Source organism: Roseobacter sp. SK209-2-6 (assembly GCF_000169455.1).
Taxonomy (GTDB): domain Bacteria; phylum Pseudomonadota; class Alphaproteobacteria; order Rhodobacterales; family Rhodobacteraceae; genus Pseudophaeobacter.
The window spans coordinates 520,652-535,168 of sequence record NZ_AAYC01000001.1 but is presented as its reverse complement, the minus strand read 5'-3'; the positions used below and the strand labels follow the sequence as shown (position 1 = coordinate 535,168).

Here is a 14,517-nt window from a genome sequence, read left to right as displayed (position 1 = left end):
AACCTGCCCGGAGAACCGGGCGCAACAATAACCAAAACAGGGAGATCCCTTTGATGAAACTGACAAAACTTCTGACAAGCGCAGCCATGGCGATGGGCCTGGCAACCGCCGCCATGGCGGAAGATCCCACCAAGGTCGGCTTTGTTTACGTCGGCCCCGTCGGCGACGGCGGCTGGACCTACGAGCACGACAAGGGCCGCCTCGCGGTTGAAGCAGAGTTTGGCGACAAGGTCGAAACCGTCTATGTGGAAAACGTGGCCGAGGGCCCCGACGCCGAGCGCGTGATCACTCAGATGGCGCTGCAAGGTGCAGACCTGATCTTCACCACCTCCTTCGGCTATATGGATCCCACCATCAACGTGGCGCAGAAATTCCCGAACGTGAAGTTCGAACACGCCACCGGCTACAAGCGCTCTGACAACGTCTCGACCTATTCGGCCCGTTTCTACGAAGGCCGCGCGGTTCAGGGCACCATTGCTGGCCATATGACCAAGTCCAACGTCATCGGCTATATCGGCTCCTACCCGATCCCGGAAGTGATCCGCGGCATCAACTCGGCCTATATCCACGCCAAGAAAGTGAACCCTGACGTCCAGTTCAAGATCGTCTGGGCCTTCACCTGGTTTGACCCAGCCAAAGAAGCCGATGCGGCCAAGGTGCTGATCGAACAGGGCGCCGACGTGATCCTGCAGCACACCGACTCCACCGCACCGCAGGCGGCAGCCCAGGCCGCTGGCAATGTTGTCACCTTCGGCCAGGCCTCCGATATGTCCGAATATGCGCCCTTCCCGCGCGTCTCCTCGATTATCGACGACTGGTCGCACTACTACATCGCCCGCACCCAAGCGGTGATGGACGGCACTTGGGAGACAACTGACACCTGGCACGGCATTGGTGCCGGCATGGTTGGCATCGGCGAGATCTCCGATGCGGTTCCGGAAGATGCAAAACTCGCGGCAATCGCGGTCAAGGCGACGCTGGCAGATGGCGTCTACCATGCCTTCACTGGCCCGCTGAACAAGCAGGACGGCACCCCCTGGCTCGCTGAAGGTGAAACCGCAGATGACGGTACCCTGGCGGGTATGAACTTCTATGTCGAAGGCATCGAAGGCGACATCCCGCAGTAAACCTGCCCCGAACGCATGTTACAGGAGGCCTGTGTTTTCACAGGCCTCCTGCTTTTTGTCGACACGCGGGAAAAAGCACTTTTGCTAGAACGGTAAGCGTGCAAATCTCCGCCCATGACAGCACATCTGACCAGCCCCGACGGCACCCCCGCCAGCCGCTTTGCCTTTGGAACCATGCAGTTCGGCGGGCGCGCTGATAAGGTCGCCTCTGCCGCGATGTATAATGCCTGCCGCCAGGCGGGCCTCAATCACTTTGATACGGCCTGGGTCTATACCGACGGCCAAAGCGAGGAGATTCTGGGCGATCTCATCAAAGAAGAGCGGGACCGCCTGATCATCGCCAGCAAGGTCGGCTACAGCGGGGGTGCGGGCGCTGCCAATCTGCAGGCCCAATTTGACACCAGCCGTAAGCGCCTGAAGCTGGATTGCATTGATATTCTCTATCTGCACCGCTTTGATGCAGAGACCCCGCTGCAACAGATCCTGGAGTGGTTTGCCGCCCGCAAGGAGGCCGGTGAAATCCGTTACCTGGGCCTGTCAAACTTTGCCGCCTGGCAGGTGATGAAAGCCCAGATGCTCGGTGTGCAATTTGGCCTTACAGCAGATATTCTGCAACCGATGTATTCCCTGGTAAAGCGCCAGGCAGAGGTTGAGATCCTGCCAATGTGCACCGATCAGGGCATTGCCATTGCCCCCTATTCTCCGCTTGGTGGCGGGCTTTTGACCGGAAAATATGCGGCGGGTGATGGACAGGGCCGACTAAGTGAAGACGAACGCTACAACAGTCGCTATGGACAGGATTGGATGCGGCAGGCGGCAGCAGATCTTGCCCGACTAGCGCAGGATCACCAGGTTCACCCCGCAACACTGGCCGTGGCCTGGGCTGCAGCCCATCCCGCAAACCCGATGCCAATCATCTCTGCCCGCAATGCCGAACAGTTGGCGCCCTCGCTCGCCGCCCTTGAGTTTGACATGGATGCGGAACTCTACGCGGAGATCTCCGGCCTCAGCCCGCGCCCGGCCCCCGCCACCGACCGTCTGGAAGAACAGGAATAAGCACATGATCTATGATTTTCTGGTGATTGGCGGCGGCCTTGCCGGCATCGGAGCTGCAGCCAAACTTTCCAGCCTCGGCAGCATTCTTATTCTGGAGATGGAAGAGGCGCTTGGCTATCACGCCTCTGGCCGCTCCGCCGCCATGTTTGAAGAAAACTACGGCCCAGCGGCTGTCTGCGCGCTCTCCCGCGCCAGCGCGGAACACCATCGCAGCAACGGCTGCCTCTCTCCACGCGGGTTCATGCTGGTGGGCGGGCCACAAAATGCTGAGATCTTTGCCCAGGATATGCAGGCCCTCGCACTCGAACCGATCACCGCAGAGGAAGCCCGCGCCAAAGTTCCGATTTTGCACCCGGAACATGTGACCATGGCCGGTTGGCATGAAGAGGCTCAGGATCTGGATGCAGATCTCCTGCTGCAGGGCTTTGCCAAATCGGCGCGCGCAAACGGTGCGGAAATCGTCACACGCAAGACAGCAAGCGCAATCTCCCGCAATGGCTCCAGCTGGGAAGTCACCGTTGGAGATCAAGTTTTTGAAGCCCGCCAGCTGGTCAATGCCGCGGGCGCCTGGGCCGATCAGATTGCGGCCCTTGCAGGCGTGGCACCCATAGGCTTGCAGCCCAAGCGCCGCTCCATGGCGCGTCTACCCGCCCCTGGCGGCCATGATGTCACCTCCTGGCCCATGATCATGGGCGCGGGCGAAACCTGGTACGCCAAGCCCGATGCCGGCAAGCTCTTGGTCTCTCCCGCTGAGGCCGATCCCGTAGAGCCCCATGACGCCTATGCCGATGACATGGTGCTTGCCGAGGGGCTGGCTCGCTATGAGGAAAACGTGACAGAACCGGTAACGCGGGTTGAAAGCAACTGGGCGGGTCTGCGCAGCTTTGCCCCGGACGGTTGCCTGGTACTGGGACCGGATCCTAATTGCCCCGAATTCATCTGGAGTGCTGGTCAAGGAGGCTATGGCGTGCAGACCTCACCCGCTGCAGCGCAGTTGGTCGCCGATCTTGTCGCGGGCCGCTCCCCAGAGCTGGATCAGGCAGATGTCGCAGCTTTGACCCCAGCAAGGCTGCGCTGATGCCTGTCCGCCCAGTTCCTGACACCGCGTCAAACGCGCAAGCGGCAGAGAATGGAAAGCTCTTTGCCCCCTCGGCAGCGCGGAACTTCGCTCCTATCTGTGACCTGTTGCAAAGCTGCGCCCCGCCAGAAGGCTCGGCTCTGGAAATCGCAAGCGGCACCGGGCAGCACATCGTTGGTTTCGCCGCCGCTTTTCCAAATCTGGCCTGGCAACCCAGCGAGGTCGATGAGGGGCGGCGGCGCAGCATCGACGCCTATGTTGCGGATAGTGCAACAGCCAATATCCGCCCTGCCATGTTGATGGATGCCACGGCACCGGGCTGGAGTAAGGGCGTCGCACCGCAGGATTTGATCCTTCTGAGCAATCTCCTGCATCTTGTCAGCGAAAAGGAAGCCCATTGCTTGATCGCAGAAGCCGCTGCCGCCCTAGCCCCTGGAGGATGTTTCGTGATCTATGGACCTTTCAAACGCGATGGCGAACTGACCAGTTCCGGCGATCGGAGTTTTCACGACTCGCTCACCTCTCATGATCCTGAAATCGGCTACAAAGATACAAGCTCGATCCTTGATTGGGCAGCAGCTCAGGGGCTGACCTCGCTGCAGGTGGCGGAAATGCCCGCCAATAATCTTGCTCTGGTTTTTGCCAAACCCGGCGCGCGAAGCTGACCTGGATCAAAGCCTGCACCAATTCAGCACAATACACCTTCGACAATTGGAATATAATTGAAGGTGCCCATATGGCCTGGAGCGAAAAACTGGAAACCACCCGTCAGGGGCTGCGCAATCTCAACAAGGCGATTCCCGAGGCGGCGCAAGCCTTTGGAGGCCTGGGCAAGGCGGTCAAACAGGGCGGCGTGCTGGAGTTCAAGCAAAAGGAATTTGTCGCTCTGGGCATCGCTGTGGCCCTACGCTGCGAGGACTGCATCGGGCTGCACGTTGAGGCCTTGATCCGGGCGGGCGCCAGCCGTGACGAAGTCGGGGATGTCCTCGCGATGTCGATCCAAATGGGCGGTGGGCCTGCGATGATGTATGCAGCCAAGGCCATGACCTGTTTTGATGAGCTGAGCCAGTAACCTGGACTTCGCCCCAGCCTACAAACCAGCCGAGTTACCGAAACACTCCCCCATTCCTCTCTTTGGGAGGGATGGTCGGGAAGGACTGTGGCTTCGAACCGAAACTGGACATTGGACAGTTCGAGGGCCCAGCCCCCCCTAAGAGAGCGGTTTTCTTGTTCGACTCAAGCGAAACAATTTATTTTTCCGCTTTCCACTCTTTCGCTACCCTCTCTTCAGATCAACCAGAGGACACGCGACATGCTGGACAAAAGCCACAAGCCAAACTGGACCAGTTTCACCGAGGCCACGCCCGAGGACTGGGCTGCGGTGGAGAAATACGAAGAGGACTATAACGCGGCTCTACCGGAGCGGATCCTGGATGCGATCCGTTCGCTGGATGAGGATTGGACCCCCTATCCGGTGAACCGCTACCAGCACTCTCTGCAGGCCGCCACCCGCGCCCATGCGGATGGAGCGGAGGATGAGATCGTGGTCGCAGCCCTGGTGCATGATGTCGGCGATATCCTGTCGCCCTACAACCACGGCGAATTGTCAGCGGCGATGATGAAGCCCTATGTCAGCGAAAAATGCTATTGGATCCTGAAGCATCACTGCGTGTTCCAGGGGTTTTACTACAACCACCACTTTGGCGGCGACCGAAACGCCCGCGACAAATACCGCGACAGCCCCTATTGGGAGGATTGCCGGTATTTCTGCGAAACCTATGATCAATGCGCCTTTGACCCCGATTATCCCACAAAGCCCTTGGAGTTCTTTGAACCGATCCTACGCCGGGTCCTGTCCCGCGGCTGGGGGCATATGGAATTGGCGGAAACAGCCGAAGACTGACCGCAAGTCAAAGAGGGATTGCGCCGGGCTATGCCCATCGCCGGAGGGCCCGGCCGCGCGCGCCCTTAGCATCCAGGATATTGGTGCATACCTTAGTGCCGGCACAGCGGTCTGCATGGAACTCTCCGGCATTGATGATTGCATGGGCTCCCTCTGCGGTGGTGGCTTCGAGGCCATTCTCATCAATGTGTTCGCAGTTCCTTTGAATGCCCACCCCAAACTTGGCGGCACAGGGTCTGGCCCCTTTGTGTCTAGGTGAAAAAGGCGATCAACCAGCCCAGAGCGGCAAAAGCTGCCATGCCTGCACACATGGTCAGGATGACATGATTGCTGATCCAGGCCACGGCCAGCGCTATTGCCGCAGCCCCCCATGCAGCCCAGTCCTGCGCGGCCAGCGAAGAGGCCACCAAGCTGACGATGATCAAGCCAGGCAGCTCCTCCAGCATCCAGGCATGGCGCGAGGCGCGGATTCGGTCTCCGGCCAGAAGCCCCAGCACCCGAATCGACAGCGCGGCTGCGGCCAGGGCGAGGATCAGGATCCAATGTTCGATACTCATGCCAGGACCCTCCCCGCTTTGCGCAGCAGGGCGGAAGCTGCCAGGCCAGTGACTGCGCCAGCCACAATGGCATAGGCCTGCGGCAGGCCCAGAAGCACCGCGGCAAGGCTGCAGGCGAAGGCTGCAAACCAGGGCAGCGCGCCTGCCCGCCCGCGCCAGAGGCTGCGGGCCATGGCGATAAAGGCGGCGGTAAAGGCAAAGCCGAGCCCCAGTGCATCCAGATCTGGCAGGAGCGTGCCCGCAATACCGCCCAGACTGGTGGAAAGGCTCCAAACCAGCACCATGACCAGCCCTGAGCCCAGCAAAAATTCCGCGCCCACCTTTGGGGATTTGGCCCGCTCCGCCATGGTCAGGGCCCAGTTCTCATCCCCGGTCATATGGATCGCCAGCAATTTTTTCGCCAGCGGCAGATGCGCCAACATCCCGGAAAGCGAAGCAGCAATGCCAATGTAACGCAGATTGAGCGCCGCCCCGGCCAGCACCGCGCCGAGAACCGACCCGGCGGCGGCACCGCCCTGGGCGAATTGCTCAACCGCCACGATCTGCGAAGAGCCCGCATGGACCGTGGCGCTCATCAGCCCGATCCCCCACCAGTGGAATCCAGTCTGCGCCGCCAAAAGTCCAAAGGCAAAACCGTAGAGCGCCGCGCCGGCGGCCAGGGGGAGAATTGCAATAGCACCATGTTTCATGAGGAAATCTTACTCAGAGGCCATGATCATATACACTGCAAAAACTCAAATTTCCCGATACTATCAAATCATATTCTCCCAACAATTGGACTTTTGAAATAATGGATACGCTTGACCGCAAACTTCTTGCCCGGCTGCAGAAAAATGCCAAGACACCGATTCAGGAGCTGGCGCAGGAGACCGGCGCCTCCACCGCCTCAGTGCAGCGGCGGTTGCGGGCACTGCGGGACAGCGGGGTGATCCAGCGAGAAAGCGCCATCCTGGATCCACAGAAATTGGGCCTGGGCATCACTGCAATCGTCGGGGTTGAGCTGGAGCGCGACCGGCTGGACCAGATCGATGCCTTCAAGCGCAAGGCGCGCCACCACCCCCAGGTCACCCATTTCTACTGCATCGCAGGGGACGCGGATTTCATCATGATCGTCATGGCCAAAGACATGGCCGGCTATGAGGCTTTTACCCATGAGTTCTTCTTTGCCGACAAGAATGTCCGCAAGTTCAGGACCTCGATTGTGGTCGCTACCGAAAAGGCCACGCCGGAGCTGCCGCTTTGATTATGCGCTTCAAGAGAGGCGGTCTAAGCGGCGCAGCAGCTAGCCCTGCTGATTGCTACTGTGTCTGAGTATGGGTTTTTCCGTTAGTGGAAAGGCTTTGGCCGCTGATGTGCTGGTCTTCTTCCAGCATAACACCCTAGCTCTGCGCGTTGCGCGTAAGCTGGCTTTTGGTTGGGACCTTCGGATGTTATGTCCCTTTCAACCCTAGGTGTGCCCCTAGCCCGCTCGCCGGAGCGCGCGGTTTTGAAAGGCTTTTGCGTATCATGAAGTGTGCAGTGGTTGTGACGGGTCTTCCGGCCGGCGGCAAAACAACAATCGCCCGCGAACTGGCACAGCGCTTGGGTTTTGAATTGCTCGACAAGGACGATTTCCTTGAAAGCCTGTTTGAACGCTTTGAAGTCCGTTCGGCGGAAGATCGAACCCGGCTTAGTCGGCAGAGTGACCATGCTTTCAAAGCAGCAGCCCTCCAAGCTGGCTCCGCTGTTCTCGTATCGCATTGGCGTGCTTTGGGTGACAACAACGAGAGCGGCACGCCCTCGGATTGGCTGTCTCTAGAATACGGCCGTATCGTCGAGGTCTGCTGCCTGTGCTCTCCGGAAACCGCCCAAATGAGATTTCTTTCCAGATCGAGGCATCCGGGCCACCTGGACCGGCAATGCGACATCGACCTGCTTTCGCGAAAAATGGCCTCATGGATGCGCCGATTTCCACTTGGGATTGGTGTTCTCGTAGAGGCGGAAACCGAAGGAGGTTTTGACATCGGCCCTCTTGCCGAAGAAATCCGAGAGGCGCTGGCTCGCGGCTGAGAACCCGTTGGTCCATGAATTGCGAAAGACCCGTTTGTCCCGAAAACTGCTTCGCCACGGGCTTCTGCGCGCAGGGGTTTCTGAAAGTGCCACAAGAAAAGCCCCGGCCTATTGGACCGGGGCTTTGTTGTTTTTCGTGTCGGCGGCCGGTTAGCCGTTGACGCGGATGGTCTCGTTCTTGGGGTCGTAGGGGCTGTCGCAGGTGACAACCGCATCCCAGAGCTTGTCCTGCATCTTGATCTTCACCTTGGTGCCTTCCACCGCCAATTCCGGCGGCAGGTAGCCCATGCCGATCGATTTCTCGAAGGCAACGGAGTAGCCGCCGGAGGTCAGGCGGCCCAGGCGGGTGATGCCATCCTCAGCGTAAATCGCCTCGCGGCCCCAGGGGTCTGCATCCGCAGGTCCGTCGATCAGAATGGTGCAGCACTTGAAGCGCACGCCGGTTTTGACCATGGCTTCCTTGCCGTGGAAGTCCTTTTCCAGATCGATGAAGCGCGGCAGGTCGGCCTCGGCCGGTGTCGCATCGCGGCCCAGCTCGGTACCGAAGGCACGGTAGCTCTTCTCCTGGCGCAGCCAGTTCTGAGCGCGAGCGCCCACGAGCTTCATACCGTGCTTCTCGCCAGCTTTTTCCAAAAGATCAAAGAGGTAGTTCTGCATCTCGATCGGGTGATGCAGCTCCCAGCCAAGCTCACCGGTGTAGGCCACACGGATCGCATTCACCGGGCACATGCCCAGTTCGATCTGACGGGCCGACAGCCAGGGGAAACGCTTGTTGGACAGAGCGGTTTCCTTGTCCGCATCGACGATGATCTCTTTCAGCACGTCGCGCGACTTGGGGCCGGCGATGGCAAAGACGCCCCACTGGGTGGTGACATCCTGGATCTCGATGTAGCCGAACTCTTCCATCTTGTCTTCGGCGGCCTTGCGCAGGAAGTCCGCGTCATACTCGGTCCAGGCACCGGCGGAGACCAGGTAGTAGTTATTCTCGCCGTTGCGCACGATGGTGTATTCGGTGCGGGTGGTGCCTGCGGAGGTCAGCGCATAGGTCAGGTTGATGCGGCCAACTTTTGGCAGTTTGTTGCAGGTGAACCAGTCCAGGAACTGCGTGGCACCGGGGCCCTTGACGACATGCTTGGTGAAGGCGGTTGCGTCGATGAGGCCCACGCCCTCGCGGATCGCCTTGGCTTCGTCAACCGCGTGCTGCCACCAGCCGCCGCGGCGGAAGGAACGGCCATCGTGGTCATAGCTCTGCGGTGCATCGACGGGGCCGAAGTAGTTCGGGCGTTCCCAGCCGTTGACCCAGCCGAACTGTGCGCCGCGGGCCTTCTGGCGGTCATAAGCCGGTGCGGTGCGCAGCGGACGGGCAGCCGAACGCTCTTCGTCCGGGTGGTGCAGGATGTAGACGTGCTCGTAGCACTCTTCGTTCTTGCGCGCCGCGAACTCGGTGGTCATCCAGTTGGAGGAGTAGCGCTTGGGGTCGAGGCTCGCCATGTCGATCTCGGCTTCGCCGTCGACCATCATCTGCGCCAGGTAGTAGCCGGTGCCGCCCGCGGCGGTGATGCCGAAGGAGAAGCCCTCTGCCAGCCACATGTTGCGCAGACCCGGTGCGGGGCCAACCAGCGGGTTGCCGTCGGGGGTGTAGCAGATCGGGCCGTTGAAGTCGTCCTTGAGGCCGCTTTCGGCACAGGAGGGAACGCGCTCCGCCATCGCCATGTACTGCTCGGCAATCCGGTCCAGATCCAGCGGGAAGAGGTCAGCGCGGAAGCTGTCCGGCACGCCGTGCTCGAACTGTGCGGGCGCGCCGCGCTCGTAGATGCCCAGGATCCAGCCGCCGCGCTCTTCGCGCGCGTAAGATTCGTTGTCGGCGTCGCGCACAACGGGGTGCTCGGGGTTGCCGGCTTCACGCCATTTGACCAGCTCAGGGTCCTTGTCCATGACGATGAAGGTGTGCTCGACTGGGATCGCAGGCATCTTGATGCCCAGCATCTTGGCGGTGCGCTGCGCGTGGTTGCCGGAAGCGGTCACGACGTGCTCAGCGGTGATCACCACCTGCTCGTCGGAAGGCACCAGGTTGCCGCCCTTTTCGACCATCTTGGTGCAGGTGACTTCCCAATGGGTACCGGTCCAGTGGAAGGCATCGGCCTGCATCTTGCGGTGGATCTCAACGCCGCGCTGACGCGCGCCCTTAGCCATCGCCTGGGTCACGTCTGCCGGGTTAATGTAGCCATCCTCAGTGTGGTAAATCGCACCCTTCAGATCACCGGTTTCAATCAGCGGCCAGCGCTCTTTGATCTGGTCAGGGGTCAGCCACTCATAGTCCACGTCGCAGGTCTCTGCGGTGGAAGCATAGAGCATGTATTCGTCCATACGCTCCTGGGTCTGCGCCATGCGCAGGTTGCCGACCACGGCGAAACCAGCGTTCAGACCGGTCTCTTCTTCTAGCTGCTTGTAGAAATCCACCGAGTACTTGTGGATATGGGTTGTCGCATAGGACATGTTGAAGAGCGGCAGAAGGCCAGCCGCATGCCAGGTGGAGCCTGAGGTCAGCTCGTCACGCTCAATCAGCATGACGTCGTCCCAGCCCGCTTTGGCGAGGTGATAGGCAATCGAGGTGCCGACGGCACCGCCGCCCACAACAAGTGCTTTGACTTGGGTTTTCATTAGCCCGCTCTCCGGATTTGTGAGATTCTTGGTGATTGTTTATGCCGAAGCACAGGGTTTCGCGCGAAATCCATCCGACCCAAAAACTCCAAAAACCGACCTTTCCTGCCGCAAAGGGCAAGTTGGTCCCTAAAAAATCGACATATCTGTCTAGAAAGTCGAAAATCAGCAGTGTTCGGGACGGAATCGCAGCCTGCGAATGCTGCGCTGCAGCTACTCGCAGATGCGTTCCATGCCCCGGCGCACGCAGATTCCGGTGCCGGGATCCTCGCTCGGCTTCTCCGCCTGCTGCCCGTCCTCAGAGTCCAGGCTGATCTGCGCCCAAGCACTGGGGCGTGCGTAGACAGCGGGTTGCTGAAATTCTTGACGCAGGACAATGCCGCGATCAAAACGGGCTCCAACTATGGTACGATACTCGGCCATGCTCAGCGCGCCCGGTGACAAGCCCAGTTTACGGGACTGCAATAGGTAGTCGGCCGCGAAAACCATCTGGGTTGAGATCATCACAATACTGATTGAATTGCTTAGCCACATATCCCGCCCCTTCGGAATGCCCCCTGGCGGAGATCTTATCCTTGAAAGAGTGCAAAATTATGGCGCGCACTTATGGGGCGAAGAAGAGGTTCACATCTCCAGAATCTTACCGGGGTTCAGAATGTTTTCCGGGTCCAGCGCCGCCTTGATTGCTGCCATATAGCGGGTCGCCGCCCCGAGTTCCTTTTGCAGATAGGGGCGCTTTCCCTGGCCGATCCCATGTTCACCAGTGCAGGTGCCATCCATCTCGATGGCCATATCATTGAGCCAACCGATATAGGCATCCGCCTTTTGCTTTTCCTCTTCACTCTCCATGTCGGTCAGCAAAAGCGCATGGAAGTTGCCGTCACCCACATGGCCCACCATCGGCGCCAGCAGCCCCATGTCTTCGGCCTTGTCCCGCGCGGCGCCAACACATTCCGCGAGACGTGAAATCGGCACGCAGACGTCGGTTGAAATGCCTTTGGCACCGGGGCGGATCTGCAGGCTGGCCCAATACATGTCGTGACGCGCCTGCCAGAGCTTGTTGCGCTCTTCCGCGGTCGAGGTTGCCTCCAGGTCAAAACCGCCGAACTCCTCTGCAATGGAGGCAAAGATTTCACTTTGCTCCAACACTCCGGCGTCAGAGCCGTGGAACTCCAACAAGAGGAGCGGTGTTTCCGGTAGAGAGAGGTTTGAATAGCTATTGGCCGCCTTGACGCTCATCTCATCCAAGAGCTCCATCCGCGCGACGGGAATGCCATATTGGATGGTCATCATCACGGCGCGACAGGCCTCATCCACGCTGCGAAAGGAACAACGGGCAGAGCGGATCGCCTCTGGTATCCCCTGCAGGCGCAGGGTGATCTCGGTGATCAGGCCCAGCGTTCCTTCGGAACCGATCATCAGCCGGGTAAGATCATAACCCGCAGAAGATTTCTTGGCCCGCTGTGCGGTCTTGATCACCTCCCCATCCGCCATGACCACTTCCAGAGCCAGCACGTTGTCTTTCATGGTGCCATAGCGCACCGCATTGGTGCCCGAGGCCCGCGTCGCTGTCATCCCGCCAAGGGAGGCATTTGCGCCGGGATCGATGGGGAAGAACAGCCCCTGGTCGCGCAGATGGGTATTCAGCTGTTCACGGGTGACCCCAGGCTGCACAACCACAGTCAGATCCTCGGGCTGAACGCTCATGATCTGATCCATCCGCATCATGTCCACGCAGATGCCGCCCGCCGGCGCATTCACATGGCCCTCGAGGGAAGTGCCGGTGCCAAAGGGGATCACCGGAACGCCATATTCAGCGCAGCATTTTACAATCTCTGAAACCTCGGCGCTGGAGGTCGGGAAAACCACCGCATCTGGCGCCTGATTGGTGATCCAGGTGGTGGTGTGGCCATGTTGCTCTCGGATGGCCTCGCCGGTTTGAAGACGGTCACCAAATTGCTGCTTCAGGATGCCAATCGCCGCTGCGATCCCGGCTTCGTTGCGCGGCAATGCCGTTGCTTGCACCATCTTCACTCTCCCTGTTCTGCGGCTTTACTGTCACCGACCTGCGACAATCACAGCCTCCGCTATGACCGCCGTCACTTTGGCCAAAGCCCTATTCCAGTGCAATCAGCCATGTTCGTGTTGTCATGTCAACACGCAAGATTTTGAACCACACCCTGCCCCAAGAAGAAAGGCGCAGAGGAAACCCTCTGCGCCCATGCCAATTTGCCATTACCTCAGAAGGGCCTAGCCGCCCAGCGCGATCCCTTCGCGACGCGGATCTGCGGCACCCTTTAGCCCCGCGCCAATCTCAATCGCATGCAGGCCAGAATTCAGATCACGAATATTGACCTCAAATCCCATGGCCTCCAAGGCTTCGGCCCGGGTTTCGGCCTGGGTACCGGCTTCCAGGTCATAGGTGCCAAAACGGTTGACCAGATGCGGCAAGGACACGGCTTCTTGCAGGTTCATGCCCCAATCCGCCCAGGCGACAATCGCGGTGGCAACATAGCCGATGATACGGCTGCCACCGGGGGAGCCGATGGCCAGAACGGGCGCATCATCGCGCATGACGATTGTAGGGGCCATGGAAGAGCGCGGCCGTTTACCCGGCTCCAGCCGGTTTGCAATCGGCACCCCATCGCGATGGCTGCGGAAGGAGAAATCGGTCAGCTCATTGTTCAGCAAAAAGCCATTGCTCATCAGACGTGAACCAAAGCCGTTCTCAATCGTTGTCGTCATCGACAGCACATTGCCGTATTGGTCCACGATGGAAATATGCGAGGTCGAGGGGAACTCGATCGACTCATCATCGGCCCAGCGCCTCTCCAGCGTGGCATGGTCAAACTCTGGCTTGCCTGGTGCAACCCGCTCCAGCGCCCTGCCCTGCTGCAGAGCGGCCCCGCGCTCAGCCAGATAGGCCGGGTCAACCAGACCTTTTGTGGGCACCGGGACATAGTCGCTATCGGCCATGTAGCGGCCACGATCCGCAAAGGCGAGGCGAGAGGCATCGCCGATCAGACGCCAGGCTTCAGCACTTTCGGCCCCCAGAGCGGCCAGGTCATAGCCGCCCAACATACCCAGAATCTGCCCAACGGTCAGCGCCCCCGAAGAGGGCGGCCCCATGCCACAGACATCAAACTCCCGATATTCAGCGCAGACAGCAGGGCGTTCTTTCACCTGATAAAGCGCCAGATCCACCTCGGACAGAACACCCGGATTGCCCGGTGCCATGTTCACCGCGCGCACGATGTCAGCGGCAATAGGCCCGGTGTAAAAGCCCTTTGCACCTTCTGCGGCCAGTACCCTCAAGACTTCTGCATAGGCTGGGTTCTTTAGTTCTGCCCCTGCCTCCAGCGGCACCCCGCCGGGCAGGAAGTAGTTGGCCGTCTCTGGGAAGCGTGACAGTCGGTCCGCATCCCGCGCAATAGATCCGGCCATACGGGGGGAAACCCTAAAGCCCTCATCCGCCAGTTTGATGCCCGCCTCGAAGAGGCTGCCCCAATTGGCCTTTCCCCATCGGCGATGGGCGGCCTCCAACAATGCGGGCGTTCCGGGTGTTCCAACAGAGCGCCCTCCCACAACCGCATCAAAGAACTTTAGCGGCTCGCCGTTTTCGTCCTGAAACAGACGCGGTGTTGCCGCAAGCGGGGCTGTCTCACGGGCATCCAGTGTTGTCAGGGCGCCGGTTTGAGCGTCATACCAAACCAGAAAGGCGCCGCCGCCCAGCCCTGAAGATTGTGGTTCCACCAGGCCCAGGACGGTCTGCACCGCCACCATGGCATCCGCCGCACTTCCCCCCTGGCGCAGCACCGCGGCTCCGGCCTCCACCGCATGCGGGTTTGCAGCGGCAACCATCCAGTTTTCACTCTCGACGACCTGACCCGCGGTTTTGGCCTGCATTGCAGCAACGGCGGCGTCGGAGATCGCCTCTACCACACCTGCGCCCGCGCCTTCGGGGGCGACCGCATCCGCGGCTTCCTGCGCCCAGGCGGCGGAGGCCGACAACATCATGGCAATTGAAATTGCAAACTTCATTCTGAACTCCCTGCGTGAAACCCCTGTTTCAGCAGGGGCTCGTTG

The 14,517-nt window shown here is 60.0% G+C and carries 14 protein-coding genes; 8 read left to right on the top strand and 6 right to left on the bottom strand.

Annotated elements, in window-relative coordinates; translation table 11 throughout:
• Positions 1 to 53: 53 nt before the first annotated feature.
• The 6 genes from RSK20926_RS02675 to RSK20926_RS02650 all read left to right on the top strand — a co-directional run bounded on the left by RSK20926_RS02675 (position 54) and on the right by RSK20926_RS02650 (position 5,164).
• Positions 54 to 1,127 (top strand): BMP family ABC transporter substrate-binding protein, encoded by a 1,074-nt coding sequence (locus RSK20926_RS02675; RefSeq protein WP_037253343.1) that lies wholly within the window; start codon positions 54 to 56, stop codon positions 1,125 to 1,127.
• A gap of 114 nt (positions 1,128 to 1,241) precedes the next feature.
• The gene (locus tag RSK20926_RS02670; protein WP_008204218.1) at positions 1,242 to 2,183 is read left to right on the top strand and encodes an aldo/keto reductase; all 942 of its coding nucleotides are present in this window, start codon (positions 1,242 to 1,244) and stop codon (positions 2,181 to 2,183) included.
• Positions 2,184 to 2,187: 4 nt separating this feature from the next.
• Positions 2,188 to 3,261: an NAD(P)/FAD-dependent oxidoreductase gene (locus tag RSK20926_RS02665; RefSeq protein WP_008204216.1), complete on the top strand. Its 1,074-nt coding sequence runs from the start codon at positions 2,188 to 2,190 to the stop codon at positions 3,259 to 3,261.
• The gene (locus tag RSK20926_RS02660; protein ID WP_008204215.1) at positions 3,261 to 3,926 is read left to right on the top strand and encodes a DUF938 domain-containing protein; all 666 of its coding nucleotides are present in this window, start codon (positions 3,261 to 3,263) and stop codon (positions 3,924 to 3,926) included. Before RSK20926_RS02665 ends, RSK20926_RS02660 begins: the two co-directional genes overlap by 1 nt.
• A 71-nt stretch (positions 3,927 to 3,997) precedes the next feature.
• Positions 3,998 to 4,333, top strand: a complete 336-nt coding sequence (locus tag RSK20926_RS02655) for a carboxymuconolactone decarboxylase family protein (RefSeq protein WP_008204214.1) — start codon at positions 3,998 to 4,000, stop codon at positions 4,331 to 4,333.
• Positions 4,334 to 4,573: 240 nt separating this feature from the next.
• Entirely contained in the window at positions 4,574 to 5,164 is a 591-nt protein-coding gene (locus RSK20926_RS02650) for an HD domain-containing protein (protein ID WP_008204213.1), read from the top strand.
• Between the two features lie 251 nt (positions 5,165 to 5,415).
• Here the strand turns inward: RSK20926_RS02650 and RSK20926_RS02645 are convergent, their stop codons facing one another.
• Together RSK20926_RS02645 and RSK20926_RS02640 are read right to left on the bottom strand one after the other, a co-directional pair.
• Entirely contained in the window at positions 5,416 to 5,721 is a 306-nt protein-coding gene (locus RSK20926_RS02645) for an AzlD domain-containing protein (protein ID WP_008204211.1), read from the bottom strand.
• Positions 5,718 to 6,410, bottom strand: coding sequence for an AzlC family ABC transporter permease (locus RSK20926_RS02640; protein ID WP_008204210.1), 693 nt, complete (start codon positions 6,408 to 6,410; stop codon positions 5,718 to 5,720). The genes RSK20926_RS02645 and RSK20926_RS02640 overlap by 4 nt, the downstream gene beginning before the upstream one ends.
• Before the next feature lie 101 nt (positions 6,411 to 6,511).
• Here RSK20926_RS02640 and RSK20926_RS02635 point away from each other — a divergent pair, with 101 nt between their 5' ends.
• Both RSK20926_RS02635 and RSK20926_RS02630 read left to right on the top strand, forming a co-directional pair.
• Entirely contained in the window at positions 6,512 to 6,964 is a 453-nt protein-coding gene (locus RSK20926_RS02635; protein WP_008204208.1) for an Lrp/AsnC family transcriptional regulator, read from the top strand.
• Positions 6,965 to 7,227: 263 nt separating this feature from the next.
• A complete protein-coding gene (locus tag RSK20926_RS02630) occupies positions 7,228 to 7,770 on the top strand; it encodes an AAA family ATPase (RefSeq protein WP_008204206.1) in 543 nt (180 codons plus the stop codon).
• A gap of 150 nt (positions 7,771 to 7,920) precedes the next feature.
• Here RSK20926_RS02630 and RSK20926_RS02625 read toward each other — a convergent pair whose 3' ends face one another.
• From RSK20926_RS02625 to ggt, 4 genes are all read right to left on the bottom strand, one after another.
• Positions 7,921 to 10,431, bottom strand: coding sequence for a GcvT family protein (locus RSK20926_RS02625; protein ID WP_008204205.1), 2,511 nt, complete (start codon positions 10,429 to 10,431; stop codon positions 7,921 to 7,923).
• A 213-nt stretch (positions 10,432 to 10,644) separates the two neighbouring features.
• Positions 10,645 to 10,965, bottom strand: coding sequence for a hypothetical protein (locus RSK20926_RS02620; RefSeq protein WP_008204203.1), 321 nt, complete (start codon positions 10,963 to 10,965; stop codon positions 10,645 to 10,647).
• A 90-nt stretch (positions 10,966 to 11,055) separates the two neighbouring features.
• On the bottom strand, positions 11,056 to 12,459 hold the full coding sequence (locus RSK20926_RS02615; protein ID WP_008204202.1) for an FAD-binding oxidoreductase: 1,404 nt from the start codon (positions 12,457 to 12,459) through the stop codon (positions 11,056 to 11,058).
• Between the two features lie 222 nt (positions 12,460 to 12,681).
• Entirely contained in the window at positions 12,682 to 14,472 is a 1,791-nt protein-coding gene (ggt, locus tag RSK20926_RS02610) for a gamma-glutamyltransferase (protein WP_008204201.1), read from the bottom strand.
• Positions 14,473 to 14,517: the final 45 nt, after the last annotated feature.

Excerpts from the sequence above, each read along its gene's own strand:
- RSK20926_RS02635 (WP_008204208.1), top strand. The coding sequence starts at position 6,512 with ATGGATACGCTTGACCGCAAACTTCTTGCCCGGCTGCAGAAAAATGCC.
- RSK20926_RS02640 (WP_008204210.1), bottom strand. The coding sequence starts at position 6,410 with ATGAAACATGGTGCTATTGCAATTCTCCCCCTGGCCGCCGGCGCGGCG.
- ggt (WP_008204201.1), bottom strand. The coding sequence starts at position 14,472 with ATGAAGTTTGCAATTTCAATTGCCATGATGTTGTCGGCCTCCGCCGCC.
- RSK20926_RS02670 (WP_008204218.1), top strand. The coding sequence starts at position 1,242 with ATGACAGCACATCTGACCAGCCCCGACGGCACCCCCGCCAGCCGCTTT.
- RSK20926_RS02615 (WP_008204202.1), bottom strand. The coding sequence starts at position 12,459 with ATGGTGCAAGCAACGGCATTGCCGCGCAACGAAGCCGGGATCGCAGCG.
- RSK20926_RS02620 (WP_008204203.1), bottom strand. The coding sequence starts at position 10,965 with ATGTGGCTAAGCAATTCAATCAGTATTGTGATGATCTCAACCCAGATG.
- RSK20926_RS02660 (WP_008204215.1), top strand. The coding sequence starts at position 3,261 with ATGCCTGTCCGCCCAGTTCCTGACACCGCGTCAAACGCGCAAGCGGCA.
- RSK20926_RS02665 (WP_008204216.1), top strand. The coding sequence starts at position 2,188 with ATGATCTATGATTTTCTGGTGATTGGCGGCGGCCTTGCCGGCATCGGA.
- RSK20926_RS02625 (WP_008204205.1), bottom strand. The coding sequence starts at position 10,431 with ATGAAAACCCAAGTCAAAGCACTTGTTGTGGGCGGCGGTGCCGTCGGC.
- RSK20926_RS02655 (WP_008204214.1), top strand. The coding sequence starts at position 3,998 with ATGGCCTGGAGCGAAAAACTGGAAACCACCCGTCAGGGGCTGCGCAAT.
- RSK20926_RS02650 (WP_008204213.1), top strand. The coding sequence starts at position 4,574 with ATGCTGGACAAAAGCCACAAGCCAAACTGGACCAGTTTCACCGAGGCC.
- RSK20926_RS02630 (WP_008204206.1), top strand. The coding sequence starts at position 7,228 with ATGAAGTGTGCAGTGGTTGTGACGGGTCTTCCGGCCGGCGGCAAAACA.
- RSK20926_RS02645 (WP_008204211.1), bottom strand. The coding sequence starts at position 5,721 with ATGAGTATCGAACATTGGATCCTGATCCTCGCCCTGGCCGCAGCCGCG.
- RSK20926_RS02675 (WP_037253343.1), top strand. The coding sequence starts at position 54 with ATGAAACTGACAAAACTTCTGACAAGCGCAGCCATGGCGATGGGCCTG.